The sequence below is a fragment of the Caldivirga sp. UBA161 genome (assembly GCF_002506515.1).
Taxonomy (GTDB): Archaea; Thermoproteota; Thermoprotei; order Thermoproteales; family Thermocladiaceae; genus Caldivirga.
This window is the reverse complement of record NZ_DAXS01000017.1, coordinates 10243-34439: the sequence shown is the minus strand read 5'-3', so window position 1 is coordinate 34439 and position 24197 is coordinate 10243. Positions and strand designations below refer to the sequence as shown.

Sequence of the window (24197 nt, the reverse complement as noted above, 5' to 3'; positions counted from 1 at the left end):
ATGAGGGTAATAGCTAAGGGTGCGGAGGCTTTACTGTACTTGGAGGATTGGTTAGGCTTAACAGTGCTTGTTAAGGAGAGGACACCTAAGGGTTATAGGGACCCTGTGTTTGATAAGATGATTAGGGTTAGGCGAACTATTAATGAGGCTAGGTTAATGATGGATGCTGCTGATTTAGGTGTTAAGACGCCGGTGATTTATGATGTTGACGTGGTTAGGACTAGGATAAGGATGCAGTACTTGAATTCACCAACATTAAACCACGTGATTAAGAATAATGGCTACTCCAAGCTTGTTAAGGAATTAATGAATAGAATGGGGGCTTTAGTGGGTATGCTGCATAATGGGGGCATACTTCACGGTGATCCAACTCCAGCTAACGTAATAGTTAATAATGGTGATGAATACTTAATCGACTTTGGGCTTGGTGAGAAGCTGAAGCCGACCTGGGATAGTAAATACCTTAGGAAGGCTGCATTAGACTTAAACGTACTACTCAGGTCCCTTGAGAGCAATTACGGTGAGTACAGCGAACAGCTCTTCAACGACTTCATTAATGGCTACAGTAGTGTTGTGGGGGATGGTAAGGCAGCTTCTGTAGGTAGGTGGATTAAGAGGATTAGGAGCCTGGCAAGGTACTATACAGGGAGGTTACTGTGAGGTTTCTGAACCCTGTTTCTCCCCCATCTTAGACACAGTCCACTTTAACGCATCAATTATCCTCTTTAACCTACGTTGCTCCCTATAGTTTCGAATAATTACTCTAGTTATGAGGCCTTCACTATTTCTCTCAACCTCGTAATCAAATCCCATTGATTCATCCAATTCACCATTATTGATTAATTCCTCATCCTCACCCTTAAGGCCATTGAGAACCTTCTCAATGAAAAACCTCCTCAATGGCGGCTGCTCGGTTATTGGCTTACTGAATTCAACCATAATCTTATCATCATCGTAAGTCAACTTAGCCACCTCCTCGCCACTGGGTGCTGTTAAGCGTAGCTCCCCTTTGGGTGAAACCTTATCAGCAGTTGTTATTGACCGGGTTCTTATTAATGAATCTATTACCTTAAGCGTTGACTCAAGCATACTTAGCTCATCCCTAAGTTCATTAATCCTCTCCCTAATCCTCCTCCTAAGTTCAAGCAATTCCTTAACATTTAACTCCTCATTACCCACGGCTAGCAGTCCAGGTAAACAATATAAACGTTACTCCCCCTCCAGTTTCCTTAAATCATTATTAATCATTCAGGCGGCATTAGATTTAAAAAGGGTGGCTAGCCTATTTGGGCAATGTCCGAAGTCCCCACTGCTAATATTGAGGAGTGGAAGCCTAGGACTGAGATTGGTAGGCTTGTTAAGGAGGGTAAGATAAAGTCGATTGACGACATATTCATAGCTAATGCAAGGATTCAGGAGCCTGAAATTGTTGATGCATTACTAACTAACCTCAAGTACGAGGTATTAAGCATAAACATTGTCCAAAGGCAAACAGATGCAGGTGAGGTTAGTAGATTTCAAGTGGTGGTAGCATTGGGTAATGAGGATGGGTACGTAGGTATAGGGATTGGTAAGGCTAGGCAAATAGGTCCAGCCATGGAGAAGGCCATAAGGGAAGCTAAGGTAAACATTATTCCAGTAAGGAGGGGTTGCGGTTCATGGTATTGTTCATGCGATGAACCACACAGTGTACCATTTGTAGTTAGGGGTAGGTCTGGCAGTGTGCTTGTTGAGCTCATACCGGCGCCTAAGGGTGTTGGTTTAGTTGCAGGCGATACAATAAAGCCCATACTTAGGTTAGCTGGAATTAAGGATGTTTGGTCAAGGGCTCTTGGTGAAACTAGAACAACACTCAACTTCGCCATGGCCACTTGGAATGCATTAAAGAATACATATATGTTTAAGATATAGGTTCATTAATTCAGCATTCATAGGCCATACATTATCCTCTTAACGTAATCAAGTATCTTAGCTTGATCACCCGTGGACCTAACGGCCTCGAACTCATCCTTAGATAAGTATAATGCTAGGGCCTTCTTATATAGGTTAGCAAACAACTCCTTAGATAACCTTAATCCATCCACTGGATTAAGCCTATACGTGAATTGATCCAAGGTAAACCAGCCTGAGTACCCGGTATCCAGTAATGCGTAGAGGAAGTCAACGAAGTGCCATGAATCCCCAGTTCCAACTACCCTATCCTCATCATTACTATGCCATTTAGCTGTATTAATGTGTACTGTGGATACTGGGACTCCTTGTTCCCTAGCTAAGTAAACAGTGTAGGCTGGTTCGACGGCATACATTAATTCATGGCCATAGTCTATGGTTATTCCAAATAATTTCACACCTAAATCATTGTTTAACCTATTAGCGAGCATTATTGAAACATGGGATGTGGGTATGATTAAATTACCCTCCCTAGGTTCCTTAGGCTTAGCCTCAATTCCAAAGGACCTAATGCCTAATCTATGGGCCTCCTTACCTAGGCTAAGTAATCCCTCGTAAAGTTCCTTAATTTTCTTACCGTAATTGGACTCAAGGCTGTAATCCCAGCCATCTGGGCCAAGCCAAAGCGATACTGAATCTAAGCCAAGCATACGGGCGATTTCAAGGCTCTGGGTAAGTGTACTTAGGGCTAGTTCCCTCACCTTAGGGTCAGGGTTAGTTAATGAGCCTAGTTTAAACACGTGGAAGCCTGAGATATCCATACCTAATCCAGCTATCTTAAGGCCTAGTTCGTTAACCATCGCCTTAACTTCACTTATTAAGTCTTCCTTAACCTTAAGGTTATCGTCAAGGAATTGTGCATCTATTGGCACAACCCCCTCAACCCCAGCTTCCCTTATTCTCCTCAATTGATCCACTAGTCCCTTAGGTAGGTTTGGGAAGTAACCACTTCTATTGAATCTATCTGAGAAATCCCCGGCAGTCCATGTACCTGCGGCGAACTTAACATTATATTCACTGAAGAATTGATCAACAGCCTTACCTTCTATGAAGCCTGAGTAGACTGACTTTAACCTATTTATCCTCATATCCATTAACTGAATTAAACGTGAGTTTACTTTTAAGTTATAGCTATCATTAATCATTAAACAGGTTAGGGTAGGTTAAGTCTAGCCGTAAACATTGAGTACTCATCTTCATACTTCTTCTCATCCCTTGGTTCAAAGACCCTAATGTTGAATGAGTTCTTAACTATGGATCTAAGTTCCTGAATGGACCTAACAATACCCATACCAGCTGCTTGAATAAGGATGTTGCCAATCGATGTTGCCTCCTCAGGTCCTGCGTAAACAGGAATCCCCATTACATTAGCTGTTAATTGATTCATGAGGCTATTCCTAGAGCCGCCGCCAAATATGTTGATCCCCCTTAGTCTCCTACCGGTTATTTTAATTGCCTTCTCGAATATGTACCTATGCTTTAAGGCTATACTACTTATAATGAGTCTAATTAACTCACCTAGGCTTCCCGGTTCCCTCTGTCCAGTTTCCTTAAGGTACCCGTGAATTTCATTAATCATGTTAATTGGGGCTAAGAACCTTGAATCATCAACATCTATGAAAGACCCAATCTCCTCAGCCTCAGCTGCAAGTTTAACTAGCTCATCATAAGAGTACTCCCTTCCACTTAAATCAGCCAGTATCCTCTTAACCTCCTGTAGTATCCACATTCCTTGCATGTTCCTTAAGAAGGTTATTGTCCCAAAGGCACCGCCCTCATTAGTGAAGTTGTTTAACATGGCTTGTTCATTAATTAAAGGTTCATTCAACTCCACCCCAACAAGGTTCCAGGTCCCTGAACTCACGTAACCAGTATTCTCATCAATCATAGGCCCAGCTGCAACAGCGGAGGCAGTATCATGCGTTGCAGGTGCTATTACATTTACATCCCTACTAGCCACCTCCCCCAACTCCTCTGCAACATCCCTCCTTAAGTAACCTAAAACAGAACCGGCATTAACTATTTCCTGAAGAATGTTGATGGGTATATTGAGTTCCTCCAGTATGTCTAAACACCATTTTTTACTTTTAGCATCAAGGAGTTGAGTAGTTGATGCATTGGTGTATTCATTAGCCTTAACACCGCTCAGCCAGTAATTAATTAAGTCAGGTATCATAAGCATTGCCTTAGCAATCCTCAATTTAGGTGAATTTAACTTAACCAGGGCGTAGAGTTGGTAGAGGGTATTAATGCGCATAAATTGAATGCCGGTCCTACCATATATGACTTCCTTAGGCACTTTACTGAAGACTTCTTCCATTAATCCCTCAGTCATAGGATCCCTGTAGGCGTAGGGTAAACCCACTAGTTCATCATATTCGTCAAGTAGTGCGAAGTCGACACCCCAAGTATCAACACCCACTGAGGTTAACTTACCCTTATACTTCCTTAAGGCTACTTTAATTGAATTCTTAACTTCACTCCATAATTGAAGCACATTCCAGTATAGGTGGTTATTAACCCTAATCATTTGATTAGGGAATCTATATAATTCATCAATGGTTAATTTAAGATCCTTTAAGTCCAATACCCCGGCAATAGCTTTACCCCCACTTGCACCTATATCTATAGCTAGAATTACCACTGAATCCATATGCCAGTTCACTTATTATTCATGAACCTCTCCACTATTGGTAATATTCCTAATTCCTTAAGAGTTTCCCTGGTTGGTACACCATTCTCATCCCAGCCCATGTAATTATAGTACTCATTAAGCATGGGTTCAAGTTCAACAACCTGCCCCTTAGCTCCCCCTTCACTTAATGGTTCCTTTAGGAACCTTTCAGGTAATGTATCATCTTTCCTACTTATGCCATTTATGACATTGAACATCCTCTTCAAAGTGAATATGCGCCTACCTGCCGTTAAAAGATCCTGTAGAGTCTTTCTCCTCCCAGTCACTAACGTGTACATTCCAGCTAAGTGTAATGGTGGTATACTTATGAACTTACATATTACCAGTGATTCAAGGATTTCATGCCAAGTCTCCATTGTAGCAACCACGCGTCCCTTACCAATGTAAGAAACCCTATCATACCGTTCGTAAATCTTTAAGTCAGTTATCCTCTCACCTTGCTCAATTCTGAAGGTTAATCCCTGAAGGTGATCTGCACCCCTATTTGATGTAGCGTATTGAAGCCCCATGCCCTTGAAGGCCCTTGGATCATGCATGGGCATTTCAGTGCCCTTAACATGCATGCAGTACTTCTCAGTACCCCTACCTATGATTCTTGAGGCCATGCGGCACCCCTCCCCAAGTAGCTTACCGAATCCTTCTCGCTTCCCTATGAGCTCTATGAGCTTAAGTACTGTTTCCTTATCACCCCACTTAAGCTCTAATCCGCCTGTATCCTCCTTAGTCAATAATCCCCTCTCAAAGCTTTCAATTGCCCACGCTATAGTGCCCCCCGTGGATATTGTGTCTATGCCATACTTATTGCATAGGTCATTAGCTTCAGCTATGTAGTAAGGGTCATCTATCATTAGCATTGAGCCCAGGGAGGCAATGGTTTCATACTCAGGACCCCTACCCTTAACATTATTCACCTCAATATACTTCCAGCAGTGTATTGGGCATGCCCAACAAGCCCTATGAGCCTTCACAATCCCCTTCTCCCTAAAGGCCCTACCACTTATGTTAAGTATACCATCCCACTTACCCACTGTGAAGTTTCTTATGGGCATGTCACCATATTCATAGAACTCCTCAACCTCACCTGCAGTACCGTATATTGAGTATAATTGTGTTGTTGGGTAGGAGAGTATGTAGGGTAGTAGCCTATTAATGTTACTTCTAAGCTTCTCAGGTTCCTTAACCTTAATCTGCCCATTACCCTTAACAACAATAGCCTTAAGATTCTTTGAACCCATTACAGCCCCCATCCCAGTCCTACCAGCCACCCTAGGTCCATCTGGGGTTATGTCTGAGGCTATTATGGCGTATCTAACGAGCCCCTCACCGGCTGGCCCTATTGCAGCCACATGTACAGACTTATCCCCCAAGTCACTCTTTATGCGTAGGTCTGTTTCAATGGTTGTTAAGCCCCAGTACTTTGACGCGTCACGGATTTCAACTTCACCATCATGTATGTGTAGGTAAACTGGGCTACTTGACTTACCCTTAATTATTATACCATCGAAGCCCGCCTTCTTAAGTTCAACACCCCAGAAGCCTGATACATGAGCCTCACCCCAGGCCATGGTTAGTGGCGACTTAGCGGCCACTACATAACGGCCACTGCATTGAACCATTGTACCAGTTAATGGGCCGGTCATGAATACCAGCACATTATCTGGGCTAAAGGGTTCAACCCTTGGATCAATTTCATCAAACAATACCTTTGCAGCAAGGCCAATACCACCTATGAACATGTCAGCGTCTTCTTCCTTCAATTCCCTAATCCTAGTTCTACCAGTGCTTAAATCAACCTCAAGTATCTTCCCCATGTAACCATACCATTCACTCATGCCATTCACCTAACCCTGGAAGTACAACTTCATGTAGAGTTCAACATCCTTCTCAGGTATAACTGGTGGTTCCTTACCCAATGCCATGGCTACAAACTGCGCCGTGGCCACCTCCTCAAGGGTCTCCACAACAGCCTCAGCCTCAAGTAAATTAGCCCCCATACCCACTACCCCATGGTTCATTAGTATTATTGCGCGTGCACCCTTAAGAGCAGCATCAGCAACCAGCTTAGCTAACTGGTCCGTTCCAGGGAAGGCGAAGGGAACAACCTCAACCTTCCTCAGCGTCATAATGGCCTCAACGGATATCGGCTTCAGGTTAACACCAGCCAACGCTAACCCTAACGTTACTGGGTTATGTGCATGAATTACAGCGTTCACGTCAGGCCTAACCTTATATATAGCCGCATGGAAGGGCGTTTCCGTTGAAGGCCTAAGCACCCCCTCAATTACATTACCATCTAAATCAACCTTAACTAAGTCATCAACATTAACAGCACCCTTGAAGACACCACTCGGAGTTATCCAAAACTCACTAGCCCCCGGTACTCTTGCACTAACATTGCCACCAAGTGCGGATACCAACCCTCTTTCATATAGAGCCTTCATTACACGCGTAATCTCACTCTTAATCTCATCCTCACTAATAAGGCTAGGCCCCTCTTCCCCTGTCGACATACGGTGAATGTTTAATCAGGCATATATAAGCATTTTACCACCATGCTTAACCTAACATGTTAGGTACACGTGAAGATGCAATAAGTGTTAAATCATGAGGAACACTCTACATTAAAAACATAATGTAAGCATAAAGCCTCAAAAGGGAAACCTTTTAAGGAGCCTATTAAGAGCTAAATGAAGGCCGGGGTGGCCGAGCCTGGTTTAAGGCGTGGGCCTGCTAAGCCCATCCCCGCAAGGGGGCCCGGGTTCAAATCCCGGCCCCGGCGCTAATGTGCCTAATCTTATGAATTGGCAATGAGTTTATACCAATACATTAGTAATGCGTATATAATCCAGCTAGGTTAAAGGTTATTTAATAGCCCTCTAATTCCTTCACCTTATATGCCACCTCCATTAATTTACCTGCAGTATCTTGACTTGGGAATTGCGGTAATGGTTCCCTTGCATACCCAACCTTCCATCCAATATTATTCATAACATACTTTATCCTTGTCGGCATATCCGGCTGCTGTATCACAATCCTTACAATGGGAAGTATTTCCTCATGAAGCCTCCTAGCCTCCTCATAGTTCCCAGCCTTAACAGCATTGAATAATCTAATGCTTGTTCTTGGTAATAATGTATTTACCGCAGCTATTGAGCCTGAAGCACCTAGTGTAAATGATGGGAATAACATGTCATCTAATGCTGTTAGTATAGGAATTTTAGTGTTTATTAAAAGTTCACTAAGTGCATGTATATCGCCTCCACTTTGTTTAACACCAACTATTATACCCTCCTCAGCAAGCTTCCTAATAATGCTAGTACTCACGGTATTCCATGGGATTACATTATAAATTATAATAGGCATTCCGGTTCTTTCATGAAGCCTTTTATAGAATAAATAGCTTGATTCATCACCTGCATTGAATAAATAATGAGGCGGCGTTATCATTAGTGCATCAACATTAAGATCCTTTACCATAAGTGCCCTCCTAATTGCTTGGTATGTTGAATCAGTAATTATGCCTACAATAACTAGAAAATTATTTTTCTTAATCTCCAAGGCTATTTCTGTCAATCTCCTAAGCTCATCATCTGTCAAGGCATACCCTTCACCTGTACTGCCACCAATAGCAACACCATTTACGTTCATGTTAATGTATCTATGAAGTTCCTCACGGAACGCATCATAGTCAACATCATCATTATAGAAGGGAGTGACTACAGGTGGTATTATACCTTGAAGCCGCTGGGGGCTATTCATTATACTAGATTACCTAGAATCTTTTTATATTTTTCGATGTTAAACCTAATTTAATAACCTAATAAACATTGAACATTAATAAATCTATGCGCCTCTAATTTAATATTCCTAACTATAAGAAACCTCAGGATTCTATGCTACTATTATCATTTAATGGGGATACATTATTAGCCTATAGCCGCTAGAGCTATGGGTTTATAAGGTGCTTTAAGCTTAATTAAGATTCCATTAAGTGATTACTAATAAGCTTCATTAGGTAGTAATTCAATCTTCTTACTCATTAATTTACCTATTCCCTTAATGCCATCATCCTGCTAACAGTCATGAGTGTAGGTAAGTGGGAAGCTCCATTAAGATTACTATACTTCCTCGTAAACGTCTATGAATCTTTTATACCAATTCTCAAATTCACTTATCGTAATTACATGAAGCTCCAGTGGGTCGTAAACTCTAAGTTTTTCATGTATTACACTAGCTATTTCAGCCCTACTCCATGCATCAGTAGCCTTGCTTGTTATAATAAGTACATCAATATCACTATCAATCCTATAGGTGCCCCTAGCTACTGATCTGAGTAAAATGACCCTGCAATCTGGGTCTATTTCACCCATGCAGATTTCCTTAATTCTTCTAACGTAGGCCTTAGCGTTCCTTAAAATCTCAATCCTCCTCAACCAGCGTTCATGTAACACCAAGTTCACTTAAAATCACCTTAACCAGAGGGTAAACTTTTCTTACCGTGGCTTCATCATACCTATAGGATAAGTACCTGAATGCTACATAGGCTTACCTTAATAAGCTTAATGCCACAGCTTCATTTAACTGAAATAGCTTATACTTTAATGCTAATTGAAGTGCCTGCTCTAGGTGAAACATGGCTAAATTATACCTACCATTCCTTAAGTCATCCTCAGCCTCCCTTAAGAAATCTAGGGCATCATCCTTAAGGTACTCAGCCACTATGAGTGCGTGCCAATGAGCTACTTAAAAAATACTGCGCATTTAAATCCATAATCTACACGTAAACTTCCAGTATGCTAATATTAACGTTTACGTTATCTTATCTCATAATATTTACGGAGTGGTTCAATAGGGAAAACCACAGGTACTGTGTTTAAAATGCTTAATTTAAGGCTAAGCATCTATGCATTCACATAGTGTTAATCATTCCCATTTTAATAGCCTTCTTAACTTAATCCATTGATCAGTGAATTCAATGGTGGAGAAAATTAATAAGGCAATGATGGCTACCATAGTTATTAAGTCTAACTTGATTAAACCCATTATTAGGCTCAATAAGTATACTATAGTTAATGCTGCAGAGAAGCCTAAGTAGAACGCAGTCCTAGGCAACATAATGGATCTAACTATCATAACACCCTCAATTACTCCATTCCTCTTAACAGCCTTATACCCATCAGTATCCCTAACTACTAATCCAAGTTCCCTCAGTCTTTCAAGGTGGTGGTAAGCTTGGCCAGGACTTGATAAACCTAGAGCCCTCTGAACCTCTCTAATGCTCATAGCCTTGCCTTCCCTAATTAGGAGAAGGTAAACCCTCAGTGTTGTTTCACCCAACTTAACCTCATCACTCACGATTGGGCATATTACCCTTGGTTATAAAGTTCTAGGTTCTAGAACATGAATGTCCGGGTATTAGAAACATTAACAGTAGGCGTAGTGGCGGAGTGGTGGATATGGGGAGTGTAGGTATGAGAATACTCAAGGCTATAGTAATACTAGCAGTGGCAGCCACTATAGTATCATTAGTGTCTTTAGTGGTTATGGCTCAAAATCCTCAGTTTAATAATGGTCCTCAACCAATGCCTAATGCATTAGGTGGATTAATTATTAATATAATTAATGCTAATGGATCAATTGTGGGCTTAATATCCTTCAATGGTCAATTTACATGGGGTGGAATTGCAGTTCAGCTAATAAACCCGAAGACGGAATACGTGGTTGCTGCCTATGATTTCAATTTCACGGAGTATGGGCCAATAGAGTATATTGGGTATACTTACGTTAATGGATCAACGTTACTAAGTGTAATTAAAGGTAATTTAAGTAAACTATACTCATGGATAAGGGAGGAAATAATCCTGAAGCCCCTAAGCCAGTACCCGAAGTCAAGCGCCACAGTCATTGTTAAGTCACCTAGTGGCGAATTAATAAGTAATGGTACTCTATGTGCAATACCAGTTTCAGCAGTGGTGACGCCATGGTTTAGGGAAACATCATTGGCACAGGGTGTAATATGTGTTGAGGTTATAAATGGAGTTGCGCGCTTAAATAATTTATCTGAAGTACCATATTACCTACTCTATCGTAATTTCATTAAGCTTGGGGGCAGCAGTATTAGTACTGTGAATGTTACGCATAAGGTGGTTAACGTATATGGTGTGGGCATTAATGCCACAGAGTATATTAAGGTGGTGAGTGTTATAGTACCTTCAATAGTAGTATTAGGTAACTTAACTTTCATGATTCCAAGTAATAGTACTTTAACAATGATTGCTGAGGTACTGTATCCTCCATTATCCTCATATAGTGGTAGTAATGGGGAAGGCACCACTGTAGTGAATGAGAGTGATCCAGTGAGTATGGTTAATTCTATGAATGGCGCCTTCAGTATATTGCCATTAAGTACATCAACAAGTGAATCAGCGTCCTCAGCATCAGTAACGCAATACACCACTACTACAGTTACTATTATTCAACGTGGTTACTTAGAAAGAGCCCACTATGAATTAGCCTTAGTGGCTGTAATAATTGCTGTGGTTACTGGGTTTATTGCAGCCCTGGTTGCTTCAAGGATTATTGTTAAGTCAGGGGATAGGCATGAATGATTACTCAACTATTAATAGGCGCATTATTAGGCGTAGGAACCGTAGGAATAGGGATAAAGTAACAATCATTATGCAGATACTGGAGTACTTAGCATGTGGATGCAGTAAACCCAGTAAGGCCTCGTTAGCATTAAACATAACATATGATAGGCTTATACATCTTCTAAAAAGCCTTGAGGATGCTGGGTTAGTTAAAAATAGCATCAATGGCTACTGCATTACTCAAAGTGGTTTAATGCTTCTTGAAGGTTATAGAAGATTCATGAATACCCTTAAAGCCTTAAACATCATGGTTTAAGTAGAATGACCCTTAAATTACTTGAATTAAATTTTCTTAAACTAGGTGTTTTTCCTAGCTCTTCTCAAAGACATTTGGTGGAATTATACTCCCATATTTACCTTCAGCCTCCAGTAGCCTTTGTCTTTGTTCACTAAGTATATTAAACAGTATCTTAGGTGTAGTCGGTATTTCTGAGTATATCTTAATTATCCTATCAATCTTCTCAATAAGCTTACTAGCCCTTATTGCGAATTGCTTCTCATAATCCTCAAAGCTATACTCCTTACCTAAAACATCCTTGAATAAGTCTTTCAAGTCACTGTACCTTGGTATTAAGCCTATAGGCGTCTCCACTGCATCTAATTCACCATGTACCCTCCTCTCCATCCAAGCTAACCACACCTTCTTATCCTCCTTACTATTCATAAATCTACCATTCTCATCCCTTAGGAAGTAATTAACACCAAATATCTTAGGTGGATTAAGTACCTCCTTACCGAACTTCAGGTAATTACTTATGTACACGCCTAAGTCAACGGAGAGGAAGTCTAGGTTAGCCATGGGGTTAAACTCCCTTTCCCCAGCCTTACCAATAACTGCAGCAGTCCTCTCAGACTCAAGGGATGCGGCTATGGTTACGACTCCATGCTCCCAATTAAAGGACTCAAGAAGCGGTACAAGGGTGTCTGAATCCCTGCCGCCAAATATAATACCCTTAACCACTACACCGTTTGGGTCATCGTAGGCTGGGTCTAGGTTGCTGAATGCCTTAAGTGATACTGTGAATCTTGCGTTTGGGTGGGATGGTGGTATTGGGTTACCCTTATCATCAACCTTACCCCTCCACCACTTACCAGTATAGTTGATTCCATTACTGGGTTCAGGTTCCCCCTTACCGTTCCAGTAGACGTCACCATTCTCAAGCATTAGGACGTTTGAGAATATTAATTCACCCGGCTTACTCAATACTTCGTAGATCACTGGGTCATCTATTGGGTTAATTCCCTCTATAATACCAAACACTCCAGCCTCAGGGTTAACTGCCCTAACTTCTCCATTAATTATCCTTAAGTAGGCTAAATCATCCCCAACCAACCTACCTAACATGGCTGTTGAAGTTTTACCTGACATTGAGGGGAATGCACCAGTGAAGTAAGTAACCCTACCTCCTGGCCCATTTACGCCTATTAGGAACATGTGTTCACTTAACCAACCCTCCTCCATTGCCCTCTTGATTGTTAACCTGAGCGCAAGCTTCTTTAAGCCAATGCTATTACCACCATACTGAGTATTAACACTGTATACCGTTTCATCAGTTAAATCAATGAATATCCTCCTCTGCTTAATGTTCTTACTCTGCTTCATTTCATTTAACTCTCCCTGAGAATGAATGAACTTTAGGAAGCGGGCCTCTTCCCCTTGCCTAATGAATTCATCGTATGCCTGCCTATATAGAATATTCTCACTATGCATAACGTAGTAGGAGTCTGTTACCTGAACAGCAAGTATACTGAAGGGTGATGCCTTAGGGCCAAGTGAGTAAAAGCCCACAAGCATTTCCCTACCCCTCATTATACCCTTAAGTAGTGTTAGCATTTCTCTAATGCCCTCATCCCTATCCTTAGTCCTTATGAAGGGAAGCTTCTGATTATTAGGTAGTAGTATTGCAGTATCGTCCCTAGCCCTAGCTTGATCAAGTGGGCTATCGAAGTGAACAGTATGGCCACTTAGCCTTAAGGGGATTTCCTCTCCGCTCTCAATAGCTTTCCTCCTAATGTACTCATTATCCTCAGGACTACCAGTGGATACGAATACTGATGCTGGTTCACACACGCTAATAACCCAAGCCAGGAAGGAGTGGAGCTTACTATTTCTTATAGCCATTATCCGATTGTATGATTCATCACCCATAACACCACGTAAATCACTTAGGCTGCGGCTTGGAGCGCTCATAGCTAGGGTTCTTTAATCTGCACTTATAAATATTGTTAATTATATAATTGATAAATAAATGTAATACTACAATGAGCATAAGTTAATAGAAATTAATCAATACATAATGACCAAACCTTAGTTAGGCTTTTATATAATTATTAGTTAACCTTTAAAAATAACGGTACTTCACATGGCGATATCAATAGAGTACATATGCATTGGTTCTTTCCATTGAGCAACATGTTTAAGTAATCGTGGCAGATAGATTATGCGTAATCAGAGGTAGCGTTAATAGATTTACGATACCTCAACGGCATACATACCCGGCTTAGTGATGTTTAATTCCTTGGCTATGCATGATTCCTCAGGGTTAAGTATGATTATTAATCCCCTCCACTCCTCGCTGAATTCAATACTACCGCAGTTGGGGCATTGATTAACCTCATCAGGTACTATTAACTTACACCTCCTACACGCCTTAAATCCTGATAATGGCCTCCTCCTAGTCCTACTCCTAGTAGCCCTACTCATTAGTGTAAGGTCGCATTAGGGTTAATAAGCATTCCAGCCATGTTAAAAATAAGGTAAGGCCCTCTGATCAACCTATATATCTATTCCAAGTGACTTGGCGAGTTTCCTAAACCTCTGATATTCTCTTAGTAATTCAAGCCCCTTATGTGTTATGCAGAATGAGTCACCATCATAAGTTACCAGCTCATTACTCCTCAATTGCTGAAGCATTTGATCAAGCCTATCGTACGCCAGATTCAATGCCATGGACATTTTAGTAGGCTTGCTACAGCCCTCAGATAAGTACTCCAAGATCTCCATTATGATCTCAACCCTACTCCTGCGCCTTACCATAGTGAACAACCCTTATAACATTCACCAGTAGTATGGTAGATGCCACTGAGTAAACAAGCCTCTCTTCTATTAACTCAAGGAATAGTGAATTAGTCATCATGAATACGAAAACCTCCACTGGGATGTTAAAGAGTAGTAGTGTGAATGCCAATGCAGTTAACAATACTAGGTTATTACCTTGAGAGAACCTTAACCAGAGCAGTATAGATATGTAAGATAATAGTATTATGCTTAATACTGATAGTGAATGAATCACGAATATTGGGCTAGCGTGCAGAATAAGTAAACCACCAATGAATACGTAGAATTCAGCAGGCAGGCTTAAGGCTAGTGATATTAGTATAAGGCTGGCTAGTTCCATTAGCCCATCAACAATTAACCAAGGGTATACGCTTGGTGGTACATATATTAGTCTCCTGGCTGGTTCATAATATAAGTATGCTAAGACTGATATGTTTATTAAACTATTAGCCAGCATATATATTCCGAAGAGCATTATACCTATTGATAGAAGCAGCATATTCCTACTACGTAGGATCCTTGAAGCCCTGTAGGCGTAGTAGGATATTAGTAAGTTAGCCATTAGTATGTAAGCCTCATAGGCTATTATTAGGAAGTAAAGTAAGTGTCTTGTAGGTAGCAGTATTGCCATTGAATCATCACCTTAAAGGTTCCTCCTAAAGACCCTATACGGCACCAGTACTTCATCATCCTGACTATAACTCCTATTAAAGTACCTTGATTCAATTAACTTAATTAACCTAACCAGCCTTAATTTACCGAACATTAGTGTCTCATTGGCGGCATTTATGATTTCACTAAGCTGATTATTATTGAGGAGTAATTCACCATTAACCTTAATGGGGATGTCTAACCTATCATCACTCTCAATCTCAATAACCACCCCCCAATCCTTAATAGATAAGATACTACTCCTCTTAAACCCAGCATCCTTAGCTAACTTAGCTAAATCCATGGCTGACTCCACATCCCTAGCAACAACGTGAAGTATCGGCCCCCTTGCTAATAACCATAAATTAACCCCATTATTGATTACGCTCAATACTTCACTTAAAGTAACCGGCCTATGCCACTTAGCCAGTATTTTAGCTAAACCCCTACCCTTAGCGAAGCTGAGTGAGAATGCATTAATAATCATTATCCTACCACTGCAGCTACTGGTTGTGTAATAGTTGCTTAGTTTATTGAATTCCCTTAGGAAGTCGAAAATATCGAAATCAACCTTACCCTCCTCACCCTCCTTAATCAATCTCTCCACGAATTTACTCTTCCTAACCTCATAAACATCAGTCACAGCACCTAACACACCGAGTCAACTAGCCTTCACCCACTTACTTTAAGTTTTATTCGTAATCACCGACAGTCCCCCCTTAGCCTTAGGGATTTGGCTTTACTGGGGCTTACTATCGCTCCTCTAATGCCCCTCATGGGAGTGGCATCATGCTTCAGCGCCCGCCACCAGCATGTGGGTGTGTAGTTCATTGCCTGTTAGGTTCGCTGCAAAAACCTTATACCCCCAAGCCAGTTCAGAGGCCTCCCTATTCTAAGCCAATTGTGAAAAAGCCCCTATCCCTATACGCCTCTGTTAAGCCGAGTTTAATAATCCTCTCCTCAGCCTTCCTATATAATTCAGCGAAGGTTAAAACCTCCCTAGCTAGATAATCCAGGGGCGCCTCCTCAGGGTTATAAACATACTTAGTCATCCTACCTCTATGATCCCTTACTATCACATAACCCTCAACATGCCCATTACCAGGCACTTCACTTGAATCATCAGCCCTAACCAGGAAGACGTAGCCCTTAACCTCACCATTCTTAAACACTAGCCTAACTAGAACCAGCGTCACGTGGAATTCCTTAAGCATACTTATGACTACATCCCTATACCTCTCAGTCTCCTTTATTTGAGGCATCCTCTCAACTAGAACTAAGTCATCTCGATTTAAATCACTACTTAATTCACTGAGCATTGTTGTTACAGGTTTATTAACGTTAACAGTACCCATTATTAAGCATCCCTTAACAGGGTTTATAAAGAAACTGCCGAAATAATAATGAGTTCCCTCATTATTGGGTAATTTATTAATTAAGTTATGTTGGGTTTAAGGCTTTACACATGATTGAGTAAGCTTGTTAAACTTTAATGGAGGTTAATTAATGAACCAAGTAAACCGTATTTAATTGATGGAATTAATATTAGGCATAAGGCAAGCATTATTATGAATAATACTGCAGTGAACTTAGCTAACTCAATTGCTGTTAATAGGCTAGTGGTGTCGGGTAATTCCCCATCCCCAATACTGTACTCGCCGATCTTCTCCAACTTCACACCAAGTACTGATGACGCTGCAGCAAGGGGATGCCCTGCGTTCAAACTTCTAGTAATTGACTTATACCTTAAGTATATGTTTAGCCTTGGCTTCCTCCTCATTACAACCCCACTAAGCATTATTAGCAATGCGGTTAACCTAGCTGGAGCATAATTCATAACAGTATCCACCCTGGCTGAAAACCAGCCGACGCGCCTATATGGTTCATCAGTGTAGCCTAGGGCGCTATCCATAGTGTTTGATAACCTCTGAAGTAATGCACCAACTGGTCCAAGCAACAGTAGGTAAAGTAAGGGGGAGGTGAAGCCATCCACCAAGCTCTCAAAGAGCGACTCAATTACAGCTGAGTTGACATGCCTAATATCAATAACCCACACATTCCTCCTAACCAATTGCTGAGCTATACCCCTGGCCCTGTTTAAGTCCCCTTCATTGACAGCCTTACTATAATCCTCAACTATACTTAGCAGTAATCTTAGGGATATGCTTAACTTAACCATGAAGCCGGCGTAAACTAGGATAATGGTTAGGAGAATGGGGTTACTTAAGGGTACTGTGATAATGGGTGAACTGTAAATTAATAATATTGGTGTAACTGATGAAAACCACACCACAACCCCCCATAACCTCCCTGAGTAAGGCCTATATAGCCTTACGGCTAATTCATAAGTTAAGTGTACCGGGTGAATTAGGTATAGTAGGCCCTTATGCATTGGGTATAGGCAATCCATTATTAACGCTATTGTTAAGGTAATTAAGAGATACGGCACCATGATTCCTTTTAATCCTCCTTAAGATTAAGTTTTTAAAATATAGTACTGAAGGCTTCACCGTGGAGTTAAAGTCAACAAACCAGTACCTTAGGATGACTGTTAGGTTCCTTGAGAAGGCGCATAAGCAGTATAATGCAGCGCTCTGGGCTACAGTGGCTGACATGCTTAGTAAGCCAAGGAGAAGTAGAGTTATTGTTAACGTTGGTAAGTTAAATAGGCTACTTAATGATGGGGATGTAGTGGTTATCCCAGGTAAGGTTCTTGGGGATGGTGAATTAAGTAAAAAGGTAACCGTGGCTGCTTGGGCCTTCTCGAAAACAGCCATTGATAAGATTAAGGCTGCTGGAGGTGAGGCATTAAGCATCCCAGAGCTTGTTAGGAGAATGCCTAAGCCAAGTGGCGTTAAGATAATTACTTAGTAATCATTGACTCCCTCAATCTCTTAATCTCCTCATCCCTAAGCATCTTCCTCCTTGCCCCCTCTTCAAAGAGCTTCCTCTCATAATCATTAGCCGGCTGATACTGTGGAATAGGTTGGGGCTTCCCCTTATCATCAATAGCAATGTAAGTGTAGTAGGCGGTGCACACCCTCTTAACATTACCATAAGCATCCTCAGTGGTGACGTGGATTAGGGTTTCCAAGCTGGTCTTCCCAACATAACTTATGCCTGCAGCTATCTTAACAATTTCACCTATTCGTATTGGGGAGTAGAATACAGTATCGTCAATTGACCCTGTTACAACCACTGACTTGGCGTATTCGCTTGCTAGGGATGCGGCAATGTTATCAATCCAGGCAAGTAACCTACCTGCGGAAACCATGTTAGACATGAAGGCGTCCTGAGGGGTAACCCACCTATTTGACTCAACCCTCCACCTAAGATTCTCAGTTGGATCCTTCACATTATACCTTTCCTCACGCCTATTCACTATCTTACTCTTCCTAGCCTCGTACCTACTCCTGGCGTTATTATAAATCATTAACTCATCGGGATTAGGCTTAAGTTCGCTCCTAATTAACCTGGGTTGCCCATAATCATCAACGGCAACATAGGCTGCTGTGGTCATAGTCATCACCACTTTGTCGCCATGGTGCCTAACAGCCTCAATGTAAGTCTCCATGGATGACCTACCCACGTACTCAACCCTTGCCTTAAGTGTAATTGAATCACCAATGAAGGCTGGGGCCAGGAAGAAATGCCTATCCATGTAAGCCAACACTGTGGGCCCCCGGGAAAACTTAACAGTAGCCACTGTACCAACGTTAGCAATCCACTCCAATATCCTACCGCCAAATAGTCTGCCGACGGAATTAGCGTCAAATGGTTGAACCATTTCAAGGAGAGTAACCTCAGTATCCTTAATACTAACCATATGTATGTGGTATTTCACAAGCCTTAATAAATAATTCGCCCATCAAATTGCGCACCGCCGCACGGGGGGCCGCCATCCTAGACCACTAGACCACGGCCGCTGAATTAAGGTTAATCCCTTGGTTTATTAGCTTTTCCTCATGAACACATTTTAAGTTTCCCGAAATTAAAGCTTATTAGTTGAGTTAACTGAATTTAGGGACTCAGGGTAATGCAGGAGCAACCATTTATAAGCCACATCGTGGAGTTAATCAATAGGTTAAGGAAGGCGTTATACGCTATATTAATCTCATTCATACTTGTCTTCGCATTCAAGTACAGTGTAATTAAGATTGATCCACCTGGCATACTGATTATTGTACCAATACCATCCATAGATGACTCATTCTCAGTATCAGTAATAAGCTTTTTCATTCACGCAACCGTACCTAAGGGTGTTGAGATAATAACCATATCCCCCTTCGACCCATTGCTTGCAGCAGCTCAAACATCACTTTTCCTAGCAATAATAATCGCCTTACCGATAGTGCTGTGGGAAGTCTGGGCTTTCGTATCCCCTGGCCTTTATAGTCATGAAAAACACATGCTTAAAGTCTCAGTATTACCTGCAATGGTACTTTTTACGTTAGGCGCCTTATTTGCATACACCATTATAATACCTGTGATATTCAAATTCTTCCTATTCTACGCCAAAGCCCTTAATGTTGAACCAACAATAAGCCTAAGGTCCTTTGTGCAAACTATATTTGCCTTAATGTTCTCAATGGGTTTAGCGTTCCAGACGCCGTTAATAATGACTATATTGACTAGGTTCAGGATTGTTAAGGCATCAACCTGGAGGCAATATTGGCGTTGGGGGGTCTTAATTAGCTTCATATTCGCATTAATAATCTCCCCAGGAGCAACCGGTGGTGTGATTGAGACAACGATTGGATTAACCATGTCTGCATTATACATAGTAGGCATGCTGGCTTCAATGATAATAGAGAGGAGGCAACACCATACTGAAGGAGGCTCCTAAACATTCTAATAAAATTAAGCTTAATAACTACCTCTGAACCATTAGCTAAGTGATGAGACCTTAACCGAATGAGGCTGGTGATTAAGAACCCATGCTTACTGATTCCTACATGAGTTGGGCTTAATTAACACTTGTTTTAAGATTTAATAATCTTAAATGCATTTCAGTGAAATATGGCTAAGCTACTGTTGGTAAGTGACCTGCATAAGTCAATTCAACCTGGGGAATATGATGCAGTTAACTGGTTAATTAGAACTATTGATGAGGTTAAGCCTAACGCCCTAATATCAGCAGGTGATTGGGGTGAGTACTTAACTCAAGATGACTTATACGCGGTTATTAGTAGAGTACCCTTAATCACAGTTTATGGGAATCATGAGAACTTCGGCTTAATTAAGCATTACGCCATTAGTGATGGTTCAATACGTAGGGTACATGGTTTAACCTTGAGTGGTATTAATGGGCTGATAAGCGGGAGCGATGGTGAGTACACTATTGGGCTTGGCAGGTTCATGAGGGTAATTGATAGGATTAGGAGGAAGGTTAATTCCCTTGACCTACTAATAATGCATCAACCACTCTATTTACCTGACCAATACCCATGGATGAAGAATGATGAATACAGTGTAGCGGCGCTAGATGCAGTTAAGCTTCTTAAACCAAGGCTACTACTCAATGGCCACATGACTGGCGGATGCTATAACCACGCTAAGTATGAGTGGGGGAATTACCTTAGGGTTGATTCATCACAAAGATTCAAGTGCTACGCCATACTTAACACAGATGATATGAGCGTTAGGGTTTTTAGAAATGGTGATGAGGAATACGCATTCAATATTTAACCACCCATAATGAAGCCAGTGAACATTCAGTATATTCACTATTAATCACATTAACTGAGGTTAAATCTTTTAAATTATCCTAAGGAAAAACATAAAAAACCATACACGCCAGTAAAAAGCAACAGGCCCCGGTAGCTCAGCCTGGGAGAGCACCCGGCTGAAGACCGGGGGGTCCCGGGTTCAAGTCCCGGCCGGGGCACCATAGCGCTTATCTAACAATTAATCGCTCCTCATTTCATTGAGAATACATTTACGATTAACGATCCCTTATCCTACTGAGCCTATTTTACTGTGGATCGCCTTAGGCACGTATATTGCATATTTTGGATCCACATACTTATCACACCCCATTGGGAATATCCTCGAGTGGAATACAACTTAAACCATAATACATTAATTTAATGAGCAATGCGAGGGAGAGGAGGGTACCCAATGAAATCCCCCACGTCCGTAGGCTCCCGTAGACGGCACAGGGAGGAAGAAGGAGTAATGAAGCCAAGTAACCAGTAGCCAACAAAACGGCTACCGGCTACAATGAAGCCGAACCCTAAGCTTATATCCCATTAATTCACCACTACTAGTGGAGACAATGAGGTAGTAGTAGGCGCCGAGTTTGAGTATGAATACTCTAGCAGGCATGTTGATTGCCACATTATATAAGACTACATCGTTTAGGTTAATTACCTGTACTCTGCTTTGAGTGTAGGCTAGTGTTAGGCTATTGTTTGGGTATGTGTAGTAGGCTTGTGGAGTATTAATGGTTAAGCCATTATAATGCAGTACGCCACCAGTCACATAGTAATTGCAGCCTAAAGCCTGGTAACCATTATAAGCCCTAAAACGGGATAAGTAATGTATGTTGAATTTAATAATCGTATAATGAATGCATTGTTTGAACACTCTTTAATAGGCTCAGCATTAGGCATGCTAACATTGGCTATTGGGGTCCAATTCCTGAATATTATTAACCCTAGACTCATTATAAGCTAGTGAACTTGGCCACCATAATGCCCCAGCAATACTAGAACTAGCAGCATAGGCATAATAATAACCAATAGTCCCCGTTAATAGCCTAATGCTTATGCATTACTCCAGCTAGTATACCTAAGACTATGTTAGTATACCACTAATAAGTGTTGAATCTAGAAAATTAATGAGATTTCAAGTATGGAAAACTTTAGGTGAATTCCTAGATATGGCTGTATGATAGTATCAAACATTCTTGATGCAATAACCGCTGAGACGGAAACCATGATATATAACCTAGCTTCTTCGCTTATTGAAAACTCTACTTCTTAACATAAGTATCTCAACTATTAAATCGCTTCCAGCTTCATTAATCCATGGTGGAATAGTAACTAATGCATCAGCATCAGCCAAGGTGGATGTAAATGAACTACCAGTTACCTTCAATGGTTTAACCAAGTAACCATAATCACTAACCTCCACCCTAGCCCTCACCTGCCTCCAAAGACCCCTACCTGGTTCAGTTGGTTCAGTTAATTTACCATAAGCCTTAGGTAAAGGTACTGTACTTACAATACCCAACATAAGCCTTACAAATGGCTCTATTAGTAGGCTTAAGGCATTCAATGCACTTATCGGGTGCCCACTCACACCAAACACCACATGGCAGTCATCAAAAACCGCAACAGTGGATGGCCTACCAGGCCTCATCTTAATGCCCCTAACGTAATACCTAGGCTTCAACGCCATTAATGCATCATGCACATAATCAATGCTACTTGGCCCAGTTCCACCAGTTATTATAACTATGTTTGATTCACTTAATCCTCTGGTGATTGCGCTAAATACTTCATCATAGGAGTCATTAATGATAATGTGCCTCGACACTGCTGCGTAAGGCATGTAATTATTCATGAACCATTTAATTAATAGGCCAGTGCTCTCAATAACCTTACCTCTCATAAACTCCCTCAAGGCATCCTCAGGGGTTCCTGGTTTAACTAATTCACTGCCTGTTGAAATTATGGTGGCGTTAAGTTTATTGTAGAATAATGCGCTGAAGACGCCAGTTTCAAGTAAGGCGGAAAGTATGTATGGGGTTAATACAGTGCCTTTACCGGCAAGTAATTGGCCTTTCTTAGCGTAGGAACCTACTTCATCAATATTTTCACCTGGTGAGTAGGCCTTATTAATGATTACTAAATCACCATTAATGATAGCCTCCTCCTCAGGTATAACTGCATCAGCCCCCTTGGGTAAATAAGCTCCAGTAGTCACATAGTAGGTCTCCCCTGATCTCAATTCACGGTTAGGTAATTGCCCTATTAGGATTGAGCCAACAAGCTTAAATGAACCGGGAGCCTCGCTTGCCTTAACTGCAAACCCATCGTAAATAGCTCTAGGCATAATGGGGGTATTAAATGGTGCAACTACATCCTCCGCTAGAACAAAACCTACAGCGTCCCATAAGGCTAATTCACTAACCCCAGGATTACACTTAGGGGCATTACTTAATACTTCATTTAAATCATGTAATACAATATACTTATCCTCGTGAAGCCTCATTAAACTTAACTCATTAACTCATTTTTAAACTAATTGCGGGTAACCAATTAATGCCATTACTAATCACTTAAACTCACTACTTCATGCCCTTTCCATTACTACGATTAATGGTAGAGTCCGGTCCTTTGATATAAGCGGCCACTACTAAACCCTTACGCCTCTTACCGTATATGTATAATATTTATAATCACAAATGCCATACATAGGTGCAAATTTCTACCGCATCATTTTCTGTACCTCTTCTAGCATTTTCTCCACATCTTGGAGCCTAGCTTTAACACTCTGGGAATCAAATTTCCCCTCATGAAATCCCCAGACATGAAGTACATATGCTGAATCCCACCCATTCCTTACCCAATCACCAAGCCTTAAGGATAACTTAGCTGCAGCAGTACCTAAAGTGTAGGTGTACCACCTACCCTCCTTTAATGCTTGTTCATATTCCGGTAAATTAAATTTTTCAGCCAATGCCTTAACTATTTCTTCCGCTACATTGTAAGCTTTTTCTGATGCTTGCACAAGATCCCCCCTCTCCAAATACCCCTTAGCTTCAGAAAGAAGCTTCATTGCTAATTCCAACCTAATTCTTATCCCCTCCTGGGGGTCTAGTTTTGATAATGCAGTAATTATAAGATCCTCAACATTAATACCCTTTTCCTCAGCCCTCCTTATCAACTCTTCCACGGATCTTACTCGCCACCACACTTAAAAGCATTTTGTGAAAAGGTAGATTACATTTTAAGCGTGTTAACGTTGTAATTGGTTTGCTTTTTAATATTTACCTATATGGTTAAATTGTAAATAGTGTGGCCTGAATGTTCATTTCCCTTCTATTACTGCAACATAATTATAAGGTATTTCATAAAAAGCAAGCAGTAAGGGGGAATGGGCCCCACACTTATGGCCTAATGATTTTTAACTTAATGCATGATGGTTCATAGGATCCTGCATGTTCCTTTAATGGTGCGGGGGG

Annotated in this window: 27 protein-coding genes and 2 tRNA genes; 9 read left to right on the top strand and 20 right to left on the bottom strand. The window is 41.2% G+C overall.

Features of this window, described 5'->3' with window-relative positions:
* Window positions 1-660: a KEOPS complex kinase/ATPase Bud32 gene (locus BP896_RS02540; RefSeq protein ID WP_291765320.1), complete on the top strand. Its 660-nt coding sequence runs from the start codon at window positions 1-3 to the stop codon at window positions 658-660.
* On the opposite strand, the gene BP896_RS02535 is transcribed toward BP896_RS02540, so the two are convergent.
* Window positions 652-1179, bottom strand: a complete 528-nt coding sequence (locus BP896_RS02535) for a hypothetical protein (RefSeq protein WP_291765319.1) — start codon at window positions 1177-1179, stop codon at window positions 652-654. The two genes, BP896_RS02540 and BP896_RS02535, sit on opposite strands and share 9 nt — an antisense overlap.
* A 114-nt stretch (window positions 1180-1293) precedes the next feature.
* Between BP896_RS02535 and BP896_RS02530 the strand changes: the two genes are divergently transcribed.
* The gene (locus BP896_RS02530) at window positions 1294-1911 is read left to right on the top strand and encodes a 30S ribosomal protein S5 (protein WP_291765318.1); all 618 of its coding nucleotides are present in this window, start codon (window positions 1294-1296) and stop codon (window positions 1909-1911) included.
* Window positions 1912-1928: 17 nt separating this feature from the next.
* Here the strand turns inward: BP896_RS02530 and BP896_RS02525 are convergent, their stop codons facing one another.
* From BP896_RS02525 to BP896_RS02510, 4 genes are read right to left on the bottom strand one after another with little or no spacing between them, the layout of a single operon-like run.
* The gene (locus BP896_RS02525; RefSeq protein ID WP_291765316.1) at window positions 1929-3044 is read right to left on the bottom strand and encodes a sugar phosphate isomerase/epimerase family protein; all 1116 of its coding nucleotides are present in this window, start codon (window positions 3042-3044) and stop codon (window positions 1929-1931) included.
* Window positions 3045-3103: 59 nt separating this feature from the next.
* Window positions 3104-4603: a rhamnulokinase gene (locus BP896_RS02520; RefSeq protein ID WP_291765314.1), complete on the bottom strand. Its 1500-nt coding sequence runs from the start codon at window positions 4601-4603 to the stop codon at window positions 3104-3106.
* A gap of 8 nt (window positions 4604-4611) precedes the next feature.
* Window positions 4612-6477, bottom strand: coding sequence for an aldehyde ferredoxin oxidoreductase family protein (locus BP896_RS02515; RefSeq protein ID WP_291765312.1), 1866 nt, complete (start codon window positions 6475-6477; stop codon window positions 4612-4614).
* Window positions 6478-6486: 9 nt separating this feature from the next.
* The gene (locus BP896_RS02510; RefSeq protein WP_291765310.1) at window positions 6487-7155 is read right to left on the bottom strand and encodes a class II aldolase/adducin family protein; all 669 of its coding nucleotides are present in this window, start codon (window positions 7153-7155) and stop codon (window positions 6487-6489) included.
* 183 nt (window positions 7156-7338) lie between these two features.
* On the opposite strand from BP896_RS02510, the gene BP896_RS02505 reads away from it, so the two are divergent.
* Window positions 7339-7424: transfer RNA gene (locus tag BP896_RS02505), tRNA-Ser, on the top strand.
* Window positions 7425-7510: 86 nt separating this feature from the next.
* Here the strand turns inward: BP896_RS02505 and BP896_RS02500 are convergent.
* The 4 genes from BP896_RS02500 to BP896_RS02485 all read right to left on the bottom strand — a co-directional run bounded on the left by BP896_RS02500 (window position 7511) and on the right by BP896_RS02485 (window position 10000).
* Window positions 7511-8404 carry a dihydrodipicolinate synthase family protein gene (locus tag BP896_RS02500; RefSeq protein WP_291765307.1) on the bottom strand — a complete coding sequence of 298 codons (894 nt, stop codon included), beginning with the start codon at window positions 8402-8404 and terminating at the stop codon, window positions 7511-7513.
* A 359-nt stretch (window positions 8405-8763) separates the two neighbouring features.
* Window positions 8764-9105: a nucleotidyltransferase domain-containing protein gene (locus tag BP896_RS02495; RefSeq protein WP_291765305.1), complete on the bottom strand. Its 342-nt coding sequence runs from the start codon at window positions 9103-9105 to the stop codon at window positions 8764-8766.
* 85 nt (window positions 9106-9190) lie between these two features.
* Window positions 9191-9364, bottom strand: a complete 174-nt coding sequence (locus tag BP896_RS02490) for a HEPN domain-containing protein (RefSeq protein ID WP_291765303.1) — start codon at window positions 9362-9364, stop codon at window positions 9191-9193.
* Between the two features lie 204 nt (window positions 9365-9568).
* Entirely contained in the window at window positions 9569-10000 is a 432-nt protein-coding gene (locus BP896_RS02485; protein ID WP_291765302.1) for a helix-turn-helix domain-containing protein, read from the bottom strand.
* A gap of 101 nt (window positions 10001-10101) precedes the next feature.
* On the opposite strand from BP896_RS02485, the gene BP896_RS02480 reads away from it, so the two are divergent.
* Both BP896_RS02480 and BP896_RS02475 read left to right on the top strand, forming a co-directional pair.
* Window positions 10102-11253, top strand: a complete 1152-nt coding sequence (locus BP896_RS02480) for a hypothetical protein (protein ID WP_291765301.1) — start codon at window positions 10102-10104, stop codon at window positions 11251-11253.
* The gene (locus tag BP896_RS02475; RefSeq protein ID WP_291765298.1) at window positions 11246-11551 is read left to right on the top strand and encodes a winged helix-turn-helix domain-containing protein; all 306 of its coding nucleotides are present in this window, start codon (window positions 11246-11248) and stop codon (window positions 11549-11551) included. The genes BP896_RS02480 and BP896_RS02475 overlap by 8 nt, the downstream gene beginning before the upstream one ends.
* A gap of 54 nt (window positions 11552-11605) precedes the next feature.
* On the opposite strand, the gene BP896_RS02470 is transcribed toward BP896_RS02475, so the two are convergent.
* From BP896_RS02470 to BP896_RS02440, 7 genes are all read right to left on the bottom strand, one after another.
* Window positions 11606-13486 carry a phosphoenolpyruvate carboxykinase (GTP) gene (locus BP896_RS02470; RefSeq protein WP_291765295.1) on the bottom strand — a complete coding sequence of 627 codons (1881 nt, stop codon included), beginning with the start codon at window positions 13484-13486 and terminating at the stop codon, window positions 11606-11608.
* Between the two features lie 279 nt (window positions 13487-13765).
* On the bottom strand, window positions 13766-13999 hold the full coding sequence (gene spt4, locus BP896_RS02465) for a transcription elongation factor subunit Spt4 (RefSeq protein WP_291765293.1): 234 nt from the start codon (window positions 13997-13999) through the stop codon (window positions 13766-13768).
* A 72-nt stretch (window positions 14000-14071) separates the two neighbouring features.
* Window positions 14072-14332 (bottom strand): winged helix-turn-helix domain-containing protein, encoded by a 261-nt coding sequence (locus BP896_RS02460; RefSeq protein WP_291765291.1) that lies wholly within the window; start codon window positions 14330-14332, stop codon window positions 14072-14074.
* Complete coding sequence (locus BP896_RS02455) at window positions 14313-14984, bottom strand: hypothetical protein (protein WP_291765289.1); 672 nt, start codon at window positions 14982-14984, stop codon at window positions 14313-14315. Before BP896_RS02455 ends, BP896_RS02460 begins: the two co-directional genes overlap by 20 nt.
* 12 nt (window positions 14985-14996) lie before the next feature.
* Entirely contained in the window at window positions 14997-15659 is a 663-nt protein-coding gene (locus BP896_RS02450) for a tRNA-wybutosine modification methyltransferase TYW3 (protein WP_291765287.1), read from the bottom strand.
* 232 nt (window positions 15660-15891) lie between these two features.
* Entirely contained in the window at window positions 15892-16359 is a 468-nt protein-coding gene (locus BP896_RS02445) for a hypothetical protein (protein ID WP_291765285.1), read from the bottom strand.
* 134 nt (window positions 16360-16493) lie between these two features.
* The gene (locus BP896_RS02440) at window positions 16494-17456 is read right to left on the bottom strand and encodes a cobalamin biosynthesis protein (protein WP_291765283.1); all 963 of its coding nucleotides are present in this window, start codon (window positions 17454-17456) and stop codon (window positions 16494-16496) included.
* Between the two features lie 59 nt (window positions 17457-17515).
* Here BP896_RS02440 and BP896_RS02435 point away from each other — a divergent pair, with 59 nt between their 5' ends.
* The gene (locus BP896_RS02435) at window positions 17516-17875 is read left to right on the top strand and encodes a 50S ribosomal protein L18e (RefSeq protein WP_291765281.1); all 360 of its coding nucleotides are present in this window, start codon (window positions 17516-17518) and stop codon (window positions 17873-17875) included.
* On the opposite strand, the gene BP896_RS02430 is transcribed toward BP896_RS02435, so the two are convergent.
* On the bottom strand, window positions 17868-18830 hold the full coding sequence (locus tag BP896_RS02430) for an acyl-CoA thioesterase (protein ID WP_291765279.1): 963 nt from the start codon (window positions 18828-18830) through the stop codon (window positions 17868-17870). The genes BP896_RS02435 and BP896_RS02430 overlap by 8 nt on opposite strands.
* Window positions 18831-19040: 210 nt before the next feature.
* On the opposite strand from BP896_RS02430, the gene tatC reads away from it, so the two are divergent.
* The 3 genes from tatC (at window position 19041) to BP896_RS02415 (ending at window position 20894) form a co-directional block, all read left to right on the top strand.
* Window positions 19041-19850 carry a twin-arginine translocase subunit TatC gene (gene tatC / locus BP896_RS02425; RefSeq protein ID WP_291765277.1) on the top strand — a complete coding sequence of 270 codons (810 nt, stop codon included), beginning with the start codon at window positions 19041-19043 and terminating at the stop codon, window positions 19848-19850.
* Between the two features lie 173 nt (window positions 19851-20023).
* Entirely contained in the window at window positions 20024-20692 is a 669-nt protein-coding gene (locus BP896_RS02420) for a metallophosphoesterase family protein (RefSeq protein ID WP_291765275.1), read from the top strand.
* A 125-nt stretch (window positions 20693-20817) separates the two neighbouring features.
* A tRNA-Phe gene (locus BP896_RS02415) sits at window positions 20818-20894 on the top strand.
* Between the two features lie 320 nt (window positions 20895-21214).
* Here the strand turns inward: BP896_RS02415 and BP896_RS02410 are convergent.
* The 3 genes from BP896_RS02410 to BP896_RS02400 all read right to left on the bottom strand — a co-directional run bounded on the left by BP896_RS02410 (window position 21215) and on the right by BP896_RS02400 (window position 23908).
* A complete protein-coding gene (locus tag BP896_RS02410; protein WP_291765273.1) occupies window positions 21215-21487 on the bottom strand; it encodes a hypothetical protein in 273 nt (90 codons plus the stop codon).
* A 468-nt stretch (window positions 21488-21955) separates the two neighbouring features.
* Entirely contained in the window at window positions 21956-23224 is a 1269-nt protein-coding gene (locus tag BP896_RS02405; RefSeq protein WP_291765271.1) for a molybdopterin molybdotransferase MoeA, read from the bottom strand.
* Between the two features lie 216 nt (window positions 23225-23440).
* Window positions 23441-23908 carry a PaREP1 family protein gene (locus BP896_RS02400; RefSeq protein ID WP_291765269.1) on the bottom strand — a complete coding sequence of 156 codons (468 nt, stop codon included), beginning with the start codon at window positions 23906-23908 and terminating at the stop codon, window positions 23441-23443.
* Window positions 23909-24197 lie beyond the last annotated feature (289 nt).

What these genes read in the sequence shown, in the direction of transcription:
- BP896_RS02525 (WP_291765316.1), bottom strand. Translation starts at nt 3,044, where the DNA reads ATGGATATGAGGATAAATAGGTTAAAGTCAGTCTACTCAGGCTTCATA.
- BP896_RS02455 (WP_291765289.1), bottom strand. Translation starts at nt 14,984, where the DNA reads ATGGCAATACTGCTACCTACAAGACACTTACTTTACTTCCTAATAATA.
- BP896_RS02475 (WP_291765298.1), top strand. Translation starts at nt 11,246, where the DNA reads ATGAATGATTACTCAACTATTAATAGGCGCATTATTAGGCGTAGGAAC.
- BP896_RS02500 (WP_291765307.1), bottom strand. Translation starts at nt 8,404, where the DNA reads ATGAATAGCCCCCAGCGGCTTCAAGGTATAATACCACCTGTAGTCACT.
- BP896_RS02440 (WP_291765283.1), bottom strand. Translation starts at nt 17,456, where the DNA reads ATGGTGCCGTATCTCTTAATTACCTTAACAATAGCGTTAATAATGGAT.
- BP896_RS02530 (WP_291765318.1), top strand. Translation starts at nt 1,294, where the DNA reads ATGTCCGAAGTCCCCACTGCTAATATTGAGGAGTGGAAGCCTAGGACT.
- tatC (WP_291765277.1), top strand. Translation starts at nt 19,041, where the DNA reads ATGCAGGAGCAACCATTTATAAGCCACATCGTGGAGTTAATCAATAGG.
- BP896_RS02420 (WP_291765275.1), top strand. Translation starts at nt 20,024, where the DNA reads ATGGCTAAGCTACTGTTGGTAAGTGACCTGCATAAGTCAATTCAACCT.
- BP896_RS02510 (WP_291765310.1), bottom strand. Translation starts at nt 7,155, where the DNA reads ATGTCGACAGGGGAAGAGGGGCCTAGCCTTATTAGTGAGGATGAGATT.
- BP896_RS02470 (WP_291765295.1), bottom strand. Translation starts at nt 13,486, where the DNA reads ATGAGCGCTCCAAGCCGCAGCCTAAGTGATTTACGTGGTGTTATGGGT.
- BP896_RS02430 (WP_291765279.1), bottom strand. Translation starts at nt 18,830, where the DNA reads ATGGTTAGTATTAAGGATACTGAGGTTACTCTCCTTGAAATGGTTCAA.
- BP896_RS02460 (WP_291765291.1), bottom strand. Translation starts at nt 14,332, where the DNA reads ATGGTAAGGCGCAGGAGTAGGGTTGAGATCATAATGGAGATCTTGGAG.
- BP896_RS02515 (WP_291765312.1), bottom strand. Translation starts at nt 6,477, where the DNA reads ATGAGTGAATGGTATGGTTACATGGGGAAGATACTTGAGGTTGATTTA.
- BP896_RS02445 (WP_291765285.1), bottom strand. Translation starts at nt 16,359, where the DNA reads ATGGGTACTGTTAACGTTAATAAACCTGTAACAACAATGCTCAGTGAA.
- BP896_RS02520 (WP_291765314.1), bottom strand. Translation starts at nt 4,603, where the DNA reads ATGGATTCAGTGGTAATTCTAGCTATAGATATAGGTGCAAGTGGGGGT.
- BP896_RS02405 (WP_291765271.1), bottom strand. Translation starts at nt 23,224, where the DNA reads ATGAGGCTTCACGAGGATAAGTATATTGTATTACATGATTTAAATGAA.
- BP896_RS02480 (WP_291765301.1), top strand. Translation starts at nt 10,102, where the DNA reads ATGGGGAGTGTAGGTATGAGAATACTCAAGGCTATAGTAATACTAGCA.
- BP896_RS02540 (WP_291765320.1), top strand. Translation starts at nt 1, where the DNA reads ATGAGGGTAATAGCTAAGGGTGCGGAGGCTTTACTGTACTTGGAGGAT.
- spt4 (WP_291765293.1), bottom strand. Translation starts at nt 13,999, where the DNA reads ATGAGTAGGGCTACTAGGAGTAGGACTAGGAGGAGGCCATTATCAGGA.